13 protein-coding genes are annotated in these 14,351 nt (G+C 39.4%); 4 read left to right on the top strand and 9 right to left on the bottom strand.

Annotation, left to right across the window (positions count from 1 at the left end; genetic code table 11):
* Positions 1-92 precede the first annotated feature (92 nt).
* From JFU01_RS01190 to JFU01_RS01175, 4 genes are all read right to left on the bottom strand, one after another.
* A complete protein-coding gene (locus tag JFU01_RS01190) occupies positions 93-563 on the bottom strand; it encodes a superoxide dismutase family protein (protein WP_195855522.1) in 471 nt (156 codons plus the stop codon).
* 75 nt (positions 564-638) lie between these two features.
* On the bottom strand, positions 639-1,103 hold the full coding sequence (locus JFU01_RS01185) for a hypothetical protein (RefSeq protein ID WP_195855521.1): 465 nt from the start codon (positions 1,101-1,103) through the stop codon (positions 639-641).
* Between the two features lie 35 nt (positions 1,104-1,138).
* Positions 1,139-2,692 carry a vWA domain-containing protein gene (locus JFU01_RS01180; protein ID WP_195855520.1) on the bottom strand — a complete coding sequence of 518 codons (1,554 nt, stop codon included), beginning with the start codon at positions 2,690-2,692 and terminating at the stop codon, positions 1,139-1,141.
* A gap of 40 nt (positions 2,693-2,732) precedes the next feature.
* On the bottom strand, positions 2,733-3,941 hold the full coding sequence (locus JFU01_RS01175; RefSeq protein WP_195855519.1) for an ATP-binding protein: 1,209 nt from the start codon (positions 3,939-3,941) through the stop codon (positions 2,733-2,735).
* A 177-nt stretch (positions 3,942-4,118) separates the two neighbouring features.
* On the opposite strand from JFU01_RS01175, the gene JFU01_RS01170 reads away from it, so the two are divergent.
* Positions 4,119-4,940, top strand: coding sequence for an HAD family hydrolase (locus JFU01_RS01170; RefSeq protein ID WP_195855518.1), 822 nt, complete (start codon positions 4,119-4,121; stop codon positions 4,938-4,940).
* A gap of 67 nt (positions 4,941-5,007) precedes the next feature.
* Positions 5,008-5,880 carry a fructosamine kinase family protein gene (locus JFU01_RS01165; protein WP_198434172.1) on the top strand — a complete coding sequence of 291 codons (873 nt, stop codon included), beginning with the start codon at positions 5,008-5,010 and terminating at the stop codon, positions 5,878-5,880.
* Positions 5,881-5,884: 4 nt separating this feature from the next.
* Here the strand turns inward: JFU01_RS01165 and JFU01_RS01160 are convergent, their stop codons facing one another.
* Positions 5,885-6,247 carry a YbaN family protein gene (locus JFU01_RS01160; protein WP_195855517.1) on the bottom strand — a complete coding sequence of 121 codons (363 nt, stop codon included), beginning with the start codon at positions 6,245-6,247 and terminating at the stop codon, positions 5,885-5,887.
* A 232-nt stretch (positions 6,248-6,479) separates the two neighbouring features.
* Here JFU01_RS01160 and JFU01_RS01155 point away from each other — a divergent pair, with 232 nt between their 5' ends.
* Complete coding sequence (locus JFU01_RS01155) at positions 6,480-7,031, top strand: NADPH-dependent FMN reductase (RefSeq protein ID WP_195855516.1); 552 nt, start codon at positions 6,480-6,482, stop codon at positions 7,029-7,031.
* Between the two features lie 91 nt (positions 7,032-7,122).
* Positions 7,123-7,761 carry an MBL fold metallo-hydrolase gene (locus tag JFU01_RS01150; RefSeq protein WP_195855515.1) on the top strand — a complete coding sequence of 213 codons (639 nt, stop codon included), beginning with the start codon at positions 7,123-7,125 and terminating at the stop codon, positions 7,759-7,761.
* A gap of 63 nt (positions 7,762-7,824) precedes the next feature.
* On the opposite strand, the gene pip is transcribed toward JFU01_RS01150, so the two are convergent.
* From pip to mprF, 4 genes are all read right to left on the bottom strand, one after another.
* Complete coding sequence (gene pip, locus JFU01_RS01145; RefSeq protein WP_195855514.1) at positions 7,825-8,763, bottom strand: prolyl aminopeptidase; 939 nt, start codon at positions 8,761-8,763, stop codon at positions 7,825-7,827.
* 218 nt (positions 8,764-8,981) lie between these two features.
* Positions 8,982-11,129 (bottom strand): PTS transporter subunit IIABC, encoded by a 2,148-nt coding sequence (locus tag JFU01_RS01140; protein ID WP_195855513.1) that lies wholly within the window; start codon positions 11,127-11,129, stop codon positions 8,982-8,984.
* Positions 11,130-11,310: 181 nt separating this feature from the next.
* Complete coding sequence (locus JFU01_RS01135) at positions 11,311-11,754, bottom strand: hypothetical protein (RefSeq protein WP_195855512.1); 444 nt, start codon at positions 11,752-11,754, stop codon at positions 11,311-11,313.
* A 65-nt stretch (positions 11,755-11,819) separates the two neighbouring features.
* Entirely contained in the window at positions 11,820-14,303 is a 2,484-nt protein-coding gene (gene mprF, locus JFU01_RS01130; protein WP_198434171.1) for a bifunctional lysylphosphatidylglycerol flippase/synthetase MprF, read from the bottom strand.
* Positions 14,304-14,351 lie beyond the last annotated feature (48 nt).

The following is a 14,351-nucleotide window of genomic DNA, read 5'->3' as shown; positions in this document are numbered from 1 at the left end:
AATAGTTTAAAATGAATAAAATCTAGCTAAAAATAAAAAAAGAGCTCATGGCCTAACCATGAGCTCACAGTGTCTATAACCTACTTAATCGCTTATTTAGCTGGGAAGATTACGCCACCTAATTGACGACCACCAGCATCCCCTGTAGGTTGGGAAATATAGTCATCTGCACCAGTGTGAACAATTAGGGCTGTCCCGTTACCTTCATTATGAAGGGAATATTTAGCATCCTCTTTTAGAGAAAGGCCTTCAATTTCGTAGACCCCTTTAAAGTCACCACTAGCTGGAACTTCAATGTTTGGTAAGTCACCTAAGTGAGGACCATTTTCTGATTTTTTACCATGGTCAACACCTGTTGGGTTGAAGTGACTTTTTGCATCAGCAAATTCTTCTTCTGGAGATGCAGCACCATATTCGTGAATGTGCATTGCAAATTCACCTTCTGGTAAACCGTGAAAATCCACAGTAGCTTTTACCTTACCGTCGCCTTCTTCAAAAGTAGCGGTACCTGAATCTTCACCTTTTTGATTAAGCATGTTAACAACAACTTTTTCATCTGACATATGCAAAACTCCTTTCCTCTTTAACTATTCTTATCATATCATTTTTATTTGATAAAGAACAAATAATATGCTTTATTACCACTCTTGACTGGAAAGATAGCGCTGGCGTTTATTTTCCAGTTCAGGGATATTTTCTGCCATAAAGTGATTCCAAAGTTTTTGATTGTTACCGTGCCGGGCAATAATATTGTTATCTGGCTTATTTGCACTATCCCTGCTTGCTTCCATACGAACTTGGTAATCATCCCACACCACTTCGAGGAATCGGTCCAGATCTTCTACAGCAACATCATTATTAAGGCGATAATTATTGGCTTGCCGTATCAAGGTTTCCTTTTGCCGGTCACTATCAAATGCAGCTAAATAGCCATGAATGACCATGTAGAAGGCAATTTCATCGGTAATCCCTTTAAAATTGAAAGCAATACTAATCCCTGCCTGCGCTAGCTCATCATAAGTAATAGTTTTTACAAGTTCCAGATATTGACCGAATTGACTTTTTAAGATGACTTGCTTTTTTTTACTTGACCCTAATGTCAAAGTTCCTTCTCTCCTTTATGCCTATATACCTAGCGTTAATGCCCTTGCTTAATTATCCGGTGATTATATTTTTCATCTTGGCGTAAGTATAATAATTTTCCTCCGCTATCGGTAGATAATGGTGAAGGGTCCTTAGGATCTGCTGTTGTCAGCACCCAGTACATGTTCTGATAACCGTAACGCTCAAAACCGTCATCGCCGTAACCATCAGTAAAATAGACAGATACTGAATTTCTATCATTAAAACCATTTTCGTGTAACCATTCAAAGGCTGGTGCAAAACTGGTTCCTCCCCGACCCTCAAATTGGAACTGGTCGACATTACTTTGATCCAGTTTATTAACACCGACCACCTGGGTATCTACTTGGACCACCCAAATATCAGTCCCTAAAGTTTTATTAATATTAGCAAGCTCTGCTAAGCTGTAGGCTAAGGCCTCAGCATTTTGCGAAGCACTGGTATCAATGAAGGCCACTAATTGGGCAGCAGTGTCTAAAGTCCTTCCCGGTAGGTCGATCCGATAAGGTTGGCGGCGATTGACCCGGTTTTTGGAATAGCGATAAGGAATTGGTGCTTGACCCAAACCGCGCATGATAATGTCCTTCCAGTTCAGAGAACGTTGCTTAAAGAGAACTTGAACTTTTTCTTTAATATTACCGCTGAGGTGTTGGCGCATTTCTTCATCCATATTTTCATAAGCCTTACGTACAATGCCGTTAATAATTTTTCGGTGTAAGTCATTATTCTTACTCTGGGGAATTACAGGTTGCATGGAATGATTTTTCTTCATTTCATCATTTAATTGTTCTGCTGATTCTATCCGCAATTCCCGAGCTTTTTCAGGGTCAAAATTTTTACTGAGTTGACTATAGGTATCATTCATATCCCCACTGCCCTTCATCTTCTCAAAGGTTGACCATACCCGATCATGGCTATGGTGTTTGGGGTCATCGTGAGCAGCTTTCAGCTCTTGGTAGTAATATAAAGAACCCTGTTTCTCGTTAAGGGAGTTTTTAGACAGCAAATTCTTCATGCCTTCAAGACTAGCTGCGTGGTCTGGGAGGTCATCGATATATTGATTAACTTCAGTATCCATGGCCACGCTCATCATTTTGCCATCTTCTTCATTGAGGAAGGCCCAGTCATAGTCAGTCAAATGATTAAAAATAATATGGTAACAAATTTGACGGATGCCAGCTAACATTTGCTTCGGGCCCTGATAGTACATGAAAAACAAGACCGGATTGACTGATAGGGTTAAGCTAGTTCCCTCAACACTGACATTCAAAGGCTTTGCCAGGTCTTCAGACATCCTGCGGTCCATCTGGTATAAAACTCCAGCAAAAAGAACGTCTCCAGCGCCCTGATAAGAACGATTTGCCATGAGTTTAGCACATAAAAGACCAATAAATTCATCCATTAACTGAGAAAATTTATCATAGTCCTCCGACCATCCGAAATTCATATAGATGATGAAGGCATAATTTAGTTCACGAAAGAGCTGATTGATATCATCATAAAAAAGATCCGTCTTATGGCTTTTATCTACCTTTTCTTCCTGAATAGGTTGGCTCTGCATTCGATTCATCGCTCTCACCTCTTTTATTCCTTTTCTAGTCCCGGAAATATTAGTCCTTATCTTCTAAGTCAGAACCACTGGCCATGGTAATGGCATAGGATTTGTCAATAAATCGTTCATCTTCACTTAAGGCTGTCCTCAACTCTTCTAAAGCAGTCCCTGCTTCAGCTTGCATTAGGCGAGTGACTAAGGAATAGATTAAGTCAGGGTCAGCGAGTAAAAATAGATCAACATAGCGGCTAAGCAAATCCTGGTCCTTGATGATCTCCTTATGATCCAATAGCGATTGCGTTAAGTCTTGAATAATTCTTTTCTTCCTAATTGCAGGCATCTTTAAAAAGCGTTCTTTGATTGATTCAGGTAAGTTCGCACTATCTAAATCAATAATTTCTTTAGGACTAATATAGTCCCCTTGGTGATTTTCTAGATAAGACAAGAAGACCTGTCCGGCCTCTTCACCAATACAGCCGTCGATCCCTTCAACTAAGAAGGCGAGTAAGTCATCATCTTTAATTTGTGTCGGATCAATCCCCATGGCTTCATAATCATAAAGCAAGTGGGATAAACGTTCATATGCACGAGGAGTTGGGTTCTTATCACGTGTTTCATCAATAACAATGAAATATTGACGCCCTTCGGCTTGAAGATAGTCCCTGACTAGGGGATGGATGTTAGTCTGGCCTGACTCATTCTCTTGGTCAGCAAAGCTCTCAATCCAATGGTCTAAATTAGCTCCCATCCGAATGCGCATGGTCCGGTCATTAATAGCTAAATCACGTGCACTCGTTGCATAAGCGTTCCCTTCAAAACCTTCTGTATCACTAGAAGGGTTCTCTGCGGTAATAATAATGACATTATCGGGTAAGTGAATTCCCATTAGATGACGTTGTAATACCAAGTTCATGAGTTCGCTTTGAACCATGGCAATGGGACGGTTAAATTCATCTAAGAATAAGATCACCTTATGGTCAGGGTTTGCCTTGGCTTCATCCACTGCCCCTTGAATTTGGGGGTTGAGATAATATTCAATGCGGTCCGCTTTGGGGATGGGCATGGTTAAGTCACCTGGTTGCAGTAAGGAACAGGTCATTTCATAAAACCCATAGCCCAAGTCTCGGGCTAAATTTTGTACCAGTTGCGTCTTACCGATCCCGCCGTGTCCAACAATATCTACTACAATATCTGATTCAGCTTTTAATAGTAATCTCATTCCTTTATAAACGGCTTGATAAGTTAGTCCTGGTGTACGATCGGCCATTTCAAAACCTCTTTCTTCTTTAATCTCTATGGGATATTATAGCTAAAAGCCCAGCTTATTCCTATTGATGTGTTTAGCGAAGTTAACTTAAAGTGGCTAAACATATTTTTTAAGGGCATTGTGTGCTAGAGTTAAGATAAATAAATATCTAAGTGAAAGCAAAAGAAAGGAAAAATTATGACTGAAAGCTTTAAAGAAATCAAATTAATGGCTAGTGATATGGATGGAACCCTCTTAAATGACCAAGGTGAATTGCCTAAGCAACTTGGTTCCTATATGGACGACTTGCAGGCCCAAGGGGTTATTTTCGGGATTGCTTCGGGTAAACCCTATTATGCTCTAGAAGCAGTCTTTAAAGACCGGATGAAAGAAATGGCCTTAGTCTGCTCTGGTGGGACCTTCGTCAGCTATCAGGAAGAGACCGTTTATAATTCAACCATTCCCAAGGCTGGTTATAGGAAATTAGTTCGTTTAATTAAAGAGGCTTCTAAAGGAATTCCCGCTTTAATAGCTAATGATAAGGCTTATTTTGATTACCAAGCAAAACCTTACTACGATGATTTTAGCGACTATGTAAAGATTGAATTTGTTGAGGATTTAAGTCAAGTAGAAGCTGAAGTGAATAAAGTAACTGCTTACTTCCCTGACTATGACAATAAAGACTACCTCCAAGAGTATCAAGAGCAAATTTCCGGCTCTTACACCGTGATGCCTAGTGGCGCAAAGTGGATTGATATCACTATGGAAGACCAATCAAAGGGGCACGGTTTAGAAAAATTACTGGAAAAACTTAATTATTCTCCGCGTGAATTAGTCGTTATTGGTGATAGTGGGAACGATACCGAAATGCTCTCCTTAACCCCTCATTCCTTTGCCATGAAGAACGCAACTGACCAGGTCAAATCTTACGCCAGCTATACAACCAGCCAAAGCAACAATGATCAAGGCGTTCTTGAGGTCTATAAAAAGGTACTAGCTGCTAAAAATGAAAGCAAGTAGCACGCTTAAATATCATATAGAGTATCGATTAATTTATGAATAAAATATAGCGAAAGGAGTCCTATTAATGACGAATATTAACCGTCAATGGATCAGTCAATTACCAGTGAAGGACATTCAAAAGCTCCATCCCGTTTCAGGTGGAGACGTCAACGATGCTTATCGCATCGACAGTAATAAAGGCCCTTATTTTCTCCTGGTTCAAAAGAATACACCGGCTTCCTTTTATGACAGTGAGGTTGCTGGTCTTAAGGCCTTTGAAAAGGCGAGTATCACCGCGCCAAAAGTGATCAGTCAGGGGGAGATTAATGGTGACGCCTATCTTCTCTTATCTTATCTTGATGAAGGCTTTTCAGGAGACCAAAAGCGTTTGGCTGAATTAATCAGTAACTTACACCATGTCCACAGCGATAATGGTCAATTTGGCTTTGACCTGGATTATCAAGGGGCCAGCTTAACCTTCTCAAACGCTTGGAATGCCTCTTGGTCTGACTTTTTCATTAAACAAAGGCTAGATCCCCTCCATGATTATCTGATGGACCACCAACTATGGCAAAAGGCCGAAAGTGATGCCTACCAAGAAATTCGCGCCATCATTATAGATAGCTTGAGCCAGCATAAAAGTCACCCTTCCCTCCTACATGGCGACTTATGGTCAGGTAATTTTATGTTTTTAAGCGATGGTCGACCAGCTATCTTTGACCCTGCCCCTTTTTACGGCGATCGGGAGTTTGATATTGGGGTCTCCATGGTCTTTGGTGGTTTTACCCATGATTTTTATCAAAGTTACCAAGTGTTTTACCCCATGGATGAAGGTTATGAGTTTCGCTTAGAATTTTATCAGTTATATTTACTAATGCTGCATTTGGCTAAGTTTGGAACAGTGTATTATGACAGTGTCGATGCTACTATGAGAAGAATAAAAGTAAAGGCTAAATAGGCCTTTACTCTTTTTTGGTGGGCATTTTGAAAAATAACCATAACCCAAATATTATACCTATGACAATAATTAGTAATCTGACAGGCTTAAGTGGGACAAAATAAATGGATATAGCCATCACGGTATAGGTAATGAATATAATTTGTACTTTCTTTTTTAATGGAATCCCACCACCATCTTCAAAATCTGCTCCATAATATTGGTAGATTTTTGTACTTTTCAGCCATTGATCAAAGCGCTTAGAGCTACGCGCAAAGGCCCAGGCTGCTAAAAGCATGAATGGAGTTGTTGGTAATACAGGGATAAAGGTTCCCAAGGCACCTAGAGCGAAGGAAGTCCAACCTAAAATGAGATAAAAATAACGCATTCTACCAGCTCCTTTAAAATATAGGTTATATCTATAATAACAGTAAAAGCGACTGAAGATAAGAAATAATCCATAACTATTATATTCTATTTATTTTCTCAATAGTGTAGACATTTTGCCAAATTCATTTTACAATAATTAAGAAAGCGTTTAATTTTTTAATCACGCTATAAATCAAATAATCAAATTGTTAAACAGGAAATCCCTGGCTTAGCGAAAGGAGTTTTTTTAATTGAAAATTGTCGGTATTATTGGTAACAATGCTTCTAAGTCTCATAACCGTCTTTTAATTGAACATATGGCCAATAAATTCGGTGACGAAGTTGAATTTGAAGTTGCTGAAATTAATGAAATCCCTCTATTTAACGCAGATTACATGGGACAAGATGTTCCTGATGTGGTCAATGAATTAGCTGACAAAATTGAAGCTGCTGACGGCGTTGTTATTTCAACAGCTGAATATGACCACGCTATTACCGCTGCTCTTAAGAGTGTTATCGAATGGTTATCAAGTGTTCGTAAACCTTTCCAAAACAAACCTGTGATGATTGTGGGGGCTTCATTAGGTACCCTAGGTTCTGTTCGTGCTCAAGATAACTTACGTAACATTTTAACTTCTCCAGGTTTATATGCTAGAGTTTTCCCAGGTGCAGAATTTTTAATGGGACAAGCTGCTAACAAATTTGACGAAACCGGTCGCATGACTGATGAAGGGACAGATAAATTCTTAGACATGCTCTTCCATCAATTCCTTGATTTCGTTAAAGAACAACAAGAAGACTAATTAATCATTCACTTCTGTATGCCATAGCTGTTGGATTCCCAGCAACTATGGCTTTATTTTTATTTTTAGTATATATTCAGGAGGTCAACTTATGCTCAAAGTATCCCGAGTCGTTACTGAGGTGTTAGAGGCTAATACCTATCTAGTCTATAACGAGCAAAATAAAGAAGCTTTAATTATTGATCCAGGTTCTTCAGCGGACAAAATTCGTTCTGAAATCCAAAAGCTACAGCTAAAACCCCTAGCTGTCTTAATTACTCATGGCCATTGTGACCATATCGGTGCCCTAGACGATATCCGTCAATATTATCAAATTCCGCTCTATATTAATCAAGCTGAGGCGCCCTGGTTAAGTGATCCTATGTATAACATGAGTCCCTTTATTGGTTTAGGTCACTTGACTTTTCAAGCGGCTGATTCTTACTACCAAGATGACCAGGAGCAAAGTATAGGAAGTATAGACTTTACCCCCATCCATACACCAGGTCATACTCAGGGAAGTACTTGTTTATTCTTTAATAACAGCGACCATCCCTTTATGATGACTGGTGATACCCTCTTTAAAGGAACGATCGGTCGAACCGATTTTCCGGGTGGAGATAGTCAAGCAATTATGCAAAGTATTCCCCGAAAATTGTTTACTTTACCAGACCAGACCTTGGTTTATCCAGGCCATTACGAGTCTTCTACCATTGCTGAAGAAAAATTAACAAATCCCTTTTTTAATTAAATAGAAAAGCACCCTTCAAGGATCACTTATCCTAATAAGTCATCTTGAGGAGTGCTTTTTCTTTTATTGGGCTAATTGGTCCATAATAGCAACGATTGTTTTTAACATTTCAGGATCATATGGGCTATGACCACTGGCTTCTACCAGATGTAAATTTGATTTTGGACAAGCTTGGTGGAGTTGATGGGCTGAATTTGGTGGGCAAATGACATCATACCGGCCTTGGACAATTTCCATCGGGATATCATTAAAGCGGTGAACATTATTTAAAATATAATTATCTTCTTCAAAAAACATATGATTTTCAAAGTAATGCGATTCTAAAACGGCTGTCGCTTCTTCACTAGGACTAAGTTGGTCTTCTTCGGGAAAATGAGGCAGTAGGGTCAACAAGGAAGATTCCCACTTGGTCCAATACCTACATGCCGCTTGATGAGCTTCTTTATCTCCTTGATGGATTTTTTGGTAATAGGCATGGACGCAATTTTTCTGCTCTTCATCACTCAAGAACGACAGGTATTTTTCGTAAGCTTCGGGATAAAATTTTGCTGCCCCACCTTCATACAACCAATCGATTTCTTCTTGACGGCCTAGAAAGATCCCTCTTAGTATTAATTGTTCCACCCGTTCAGGATGTAAAATGGCGTAGACCAAAGCCAAGGTCGACCCGTAAGAGCCACCAAAAACAAACCAGTTGTCATAACCATAGTATTCACGGATCAATTCCATATCGCGGACGCTATCAAAAGGTGTATTATTCTCGGTAGATAAAAAAGGCTTACTCTTTCCAGTCCCTCGTTGGTCAAATAAAATAATATGATATTTTTCAGGATCGAAAAATAAGCGGCAACTTGGAGTAATCTCACTCCCAGGACCTCCATGTAGAAAAATAACTGGCTGGCCTTTTGTGTTTCCACAGTCTTCGACATACAATTTATGCTGATCGTCCACTTGTAAGTAAAAGCTTTGATTGACTGCTGTATTTTGGTAACCTGCTTCCATTGTCAAACCCCTTTCCTAATAACTGCACTAACTTTCTCTTTATAGTATACCCTAAAGCTTGTTTCGTCTATTAAAATAATTAAGTAAATTCATAAAGGAAGTAATGGTTTGGAACGTTTAAGCGAAACTCTGCCGAGCGATTAGTATATAAAAAGGCCTAGCAGTAGACGATTTGTTCCACTACTAGAACCTTTAGTTAAGTAATACTAATTAACATGCTATTCCTTATTTAATAAGGCTTCGCCGACCTTTTCGCCAGCTGTGACTTGTTTTTGATCAAGAACATCGAGACTATGAACTCTATCACTATTGGTTAAGACAACCATAATATCACAAGCTTTTCCTTTAGCTTCGATATTTGCTAGGTCCATTTGAGCTAACGGATCCCCAGCTTTAACACTTTGTCCTTCTTCAACCTGAATAGTGAAGCCTTCCCCTTTGAGTTCAACCGTGTCTAAGCCCATGTGCACGAGGATTTCAAGGCCTTCATCACTTTGGATACCAAGGGCATGCTTAGTTGGAAAGATATTTAAGATTTTCCCACTTACTGGCGCGACCACTTGGCCTTGACTAGGTTGGATAGCATAGCCGTCCCCCATCATCTTTTGAGAAAAGACCTCATCTTCAACCTTATCAATGCTAATGACCTCACCATCTGCAACCGCATAAAGTTCTACTGGGATACCATCTAAAATCGCTTGATTATTAACGACTTGAGCTGATTCCTTGAGATCTTCTGCTTGCTTTTCGTTCACGACTGTTGCGGCTGTTTTGGGGGCTTGGCCACTTTCGATGAATTCAGTGACTTGGGTCTTAATGGTTGACACCGTAGTTCCATAGATGACTTGGACACTATTACCACGGACCACAACTCCAGCTGCGCCAGTGGCTTGTAGGGCTTCCTTATTAACCTCATCACCGTTTTTGACCGTCACCCGTAGACGGGTGGCACAATTATCAACATCGACAAGGTTATCGGTACCACCCAAACCGCTAACAATTTGATAAGCTCTTTGGTCATTTTCACTCAAGCCATTAAGCGCATTTTTGTTTCGGAATTCTTCTTTAGTATGTAATGAAGTATCTGCTTTTCTTCCTGGAGTATCCAAGTCAAATTTCTTTATAATCCAATGGAAGAGGAAGAAATAGACAATGGCGTAAATAATACCGATAATAACCACTGGAATCCAATGTGTTCTTGCATTGCCTGGCAAGACGCCGTAAAGAATAAAATCAATTAAACCTCCTGAGAAAGTTAGTCCAACCCCTACTCCGGCAATATGGACTAAGATAGTAGATAAAGCAAAGAGAACACAATGCACCCCAAAATAAAGTAAAGGAGAGGCAAATAAAATAGTAAATTCAATCGGCTCCGTAATCCCCGTAACAATTGAGGTTAGGGATGCAGAAAATAATAGCCCCTTGACCATGGTCTTCTTATCTGATCTAGCGGCCCGGTACATGGCGTAGGCAGCAGCTGGTAAGGCAAAGATCATCTCTGGAAATTGGAAGGCAAAGAATCTTGCTGCATCAGGAGAAATAGCTTCTCCAGCCTTTAATTGGGCAAAAATAATATTTTGGGCGCCCACAACAGTGGTCCCATCAACGACAGCAGTCCCTCCTACAGCGGTTTGCCAAAATGGTAAATAAAAAATATGGTGCAATCCAAATGGGATTAAGGCACGATAAATATAACCGTAAAGGAAGGTCCCTAAGTGGCCAGTATTAGCGATAATCTGACCGAGATTAGCAATTCCAGCAGCGAAATACGGCCAGATAAAAGATAAAATAAGTCCACTAACGACTCCAGCAACTGCTGAAACAATTGGAACAAAATGAGTGCCGGCAAAAAATGACAAGGCATCAGGGAGTTCGATCTTGTAATAACGATTATGTAGCCAAGCCACTAGACAGCCAATAATAATCCCACCAAAGACACCGAGGTTCATGGTATGCTCAAAGCCAAGTAATGAAGTAATCAATCCCGGTATTTTTTCCAATTCTTCTAAACCACGGAGGTGGATGATGGAACTAGATAGTGAGGCGTACATCATAAAGTAGCCCACCACGGCTGATAAGGCTGCCACCCCTTTCTCGCTTTTAGCCAAACCTAAGGCAATGGATATAGCAAACAATAAACCTAGGTTATCAAAGACAACGGCTCCGCAGTCTCCTAAAACGCTTAAAATACTATGGAGCGGCATTCCCGGCGAAAGAATATTTTCTAAGTGATACATTTTCACAAATGTTTCACCTGTAAAAGAAGCTGATATACCTAGAAATAAACCAGCTAAGGGTAAAATTGAAATTGGTAACATAAAGGTTTTCCCTAAACGTTGCAAACTTTCAAAAAGTTTCTCTTTCATTGTTTTTTTCCTCCTTCTATCAATTGACAATTAAGAACACCCTAACTAGTTTAATCATAAAATTAAGCCTTTTCAATAACCCTTTTGTTATAAAGCGTTTCCAATACCCATATCTGGTCAAAAAAAGAGAGTCAAGTTCCTTTTATGGAGATTTGACTCTCTTTTGCCTTTAACTAAAATTTTATTGACCTAATTTTTTGATGAGTTGTCCGCGTTCGTTATAAATATATTGGCGAGCTTTTTGGCTGTCATTCATAGCTACAATCAGGCGGTCACGATAAGGTTCGGCTAACTCATCAAAAAGATAATAATCGTCATCGACATCATATTTGTTTCTTTCCGCCTCAATTTGACCAGCTTTCCTTAAAGTATAAGATTTTTTAGGCAGCTGGCCATCTAATAGTTCCTCCTCAATCCGATAGACATAATTATCATCTTCGTATTGGATTTCTAAGGCTCCGGTATTAGTGCGAACAGTTTGGACATTGTCATATTTGTCCTTTTGTAACTCCCACCAAGCTTTAATCCCTGCTAAAGCTTCTTCTTCACTCGCAAAGGTCCCGTGTTCTTTGCGGACGCCATCACGTTTATTTTCCCAGTATACGGTATAAACGGTTTGTGACATGATATCGCTTCCTTTCCTATCGTCGTTTCTATTTAGTGTAATCGAAATCCCTTAAAAAATAAACATTAATCCCTTGTCTTGTGGGTAATATCTAATAAACTAATTAAAATCTTGATTAAAGTGGCCTGATTAGGATAAATAATATAGCGGTTTTCCCACTCAGGACGGAATTTAGATTTGTAGGCACGTAATCCTTTAAAGCCATAAAAACGATTACCAAAATCATATACCAGATGTAGGGTCTTATCCCGAGGGCTGGCATATGATTTTGTTCCTACATTAGCCAAAGGCGCCATCCCCAAAACAAAGCGGTGGTAACCAAGGTCCTTGGCCCATTGCAATAACTGCAAAATTAGCATCTGCATGACATCCCCGGCATCATGACTGATATAACGCATTAAATCAATTGAAATCATATCTTCCGATATCGGCATAATACTTGCAAAAGCATAGATCGCCTCCTCATCTCTTAAGACGGCAATCCGCTCTCTGGCTAGATAGTCCTCATAGAAAGCCCCCATGGAAAAGCTCATTTCTTCTCGCTTATTAAGCCACTGATCAGAAATTTGCCGTAAGTCATGGATAAATTTATCATTATAAGGAGGTTGGTAAACTTCAAAATAGAGGCCGGCCCGGGTCATATCATTGCGAACGGAACGCCGGTTTTTATTCTTCTTCCCTTCAAAAGTAAAGTCATCTAAATCAATAATCGCTGACTCCCCTATTTTTAGGGTAGCGTAGCCTAAACTACAAAAGGCATCTAGGTAATGCGGGGTGACCTCATAAAAGCCAACCGCCATAACCATATGTTCAGCATATTCCAAAAATTCTTCTAAGGCGCTAGGAAAATCCTGACTGTTACCAATAGGGTCACCCAAGGCAATTAAATTATCTGATGAGGGGCGGTATAAAATAGCCACAGTTTGTTCCGTGTTAAAAAAGATCATCTTGTCTTTCAAATAGACTAAGTGGCTATATTCACTCCCCCCATATTCAGCGATAAGCTGTTCGTAAAGATCAATTTCATCTAGGGAAGGTGGTAGGAAGTCCAGTCGTTCACTGCGACTAAATAGCACTAAAATAGTCAACAAACTAGCAATCACCAGATAGAAGAAAATATGTAAAGGATTTAATAAATAGACATGACGAGTGAAAGGCATATGTCTAAAGTGCCCGGTGATTAAAAAGATGATTAACAAAAGACCTGCACAGGCGAAAAAGCTTAGTAAAATATTCTTACGGTTTAATGCCAAATGATTACGAGTAAAGAGAAAACGGGACTGATAAAGTAAATAAGTCGACAGGAGTAAGAAGATCGCTTCCTCATAGTCTAAGCCCTTAATCATACAAGCAATGGCTCCTAGGGGTAAGAGAATAAGTGTCAACCATAATGCCCTTCTGATCCGCTTAAATAGGCCAAACGATAAAATAAAGGCAGTACACCCAATTAAAAGGACCAAAAGAATGGAGACACTCTGTAAAGATCTGGGAATCAGGTATTTAAGCAAATGAATCCGCTCAGGAACGGCTGGTGAAATCACTGAAGAAATTAAAACCAAGCCGTTGACTGAGAGTAAAAAGGAAACAAAGCGAACAATCCACTTTCCCCAAGCCTTTATCTTCATATCTTCTTCGAATAGTTTACTGGTAAACCAGTTATGGAAAACATAGAAGCAAGCTAATAACCAGGGAATGACGTAGTAACATACCCGGAGGATAACAATGGCTGCTAATACTTGGTCGGGATTATAACCGGCATTTTGCATCATTAATAATACCGTCAGGTCAAAGGTCCCCAAACCTCCAGGAATAAAACTTAAAATCCCTACGACGTTAGCGAAGCTGTAGACCATCATGGCGAATATCGGTGATAAATGCGGCATAAAAATTAACATCACAATATAAAAATAGGTAAAAGAAGCAACCCAGTCACACAGCGAAGCAGATAGGTAAGCAAATTTCTTCTTCCAAGTGATAGCTTCTAGGCCAAATTTTTCACCCAATTTTCTGGCTAAAGGCAATTTATCATAGAAAAAATACAAAGGCAGGTAGAGTAAATAAATTACTGGAAGTAATAGTGAATAACCATCAATTTTTCCTGATAATAAGACGATTAATAATAAGACGCCTAAGCCTAGAAAACTGGCAAACCAAGTTTCTAAGGAAATTTGTATGGCTTGCTTAGGCTTCAGCCCATGCTTTTGATAAAAATTATTTCTGAGAGCAGCACCGGTAAAGCCACTTAAGCCGATAAATTCATTAAATGCTTGGCTTATCCACCCCATTTGTAAAATTTTATAGCTATGGGCAGTCACCGTGTAGTTACGGGTAGCAACATAGTCATACCACCCGTTAAAGCTAAAGCCTAATAATCCAAAGATTACTAAGGCCAGGCGTGTAAAGGCAGGTAGGTCAGCTAAGGAATCAAAAAACAAGGACCAATTAATTGACCGTAACTCATTTTGAATGAGATAGCCGAAAAATAAGATCAGTAAAATATAAAATACTATTTTAAACATTTTATGATAGCGATTATAAATATCTTTCATAATATAGGATGTTCCTTTATTTTTTATAATTAAAATAGGAGTCATACT

Source organism: Aerococcus sp. Group 2 (assembly GCF_905125285.1).
GTDB lineage: Bacteria > Bacillota > Bacilli > Lactobacillales > Aerococcaceae > Aerococcus > Aerococcus urinae_E.
This window is presented reverse-complemented; position numbering and strand designations above follow the sequence as displayed.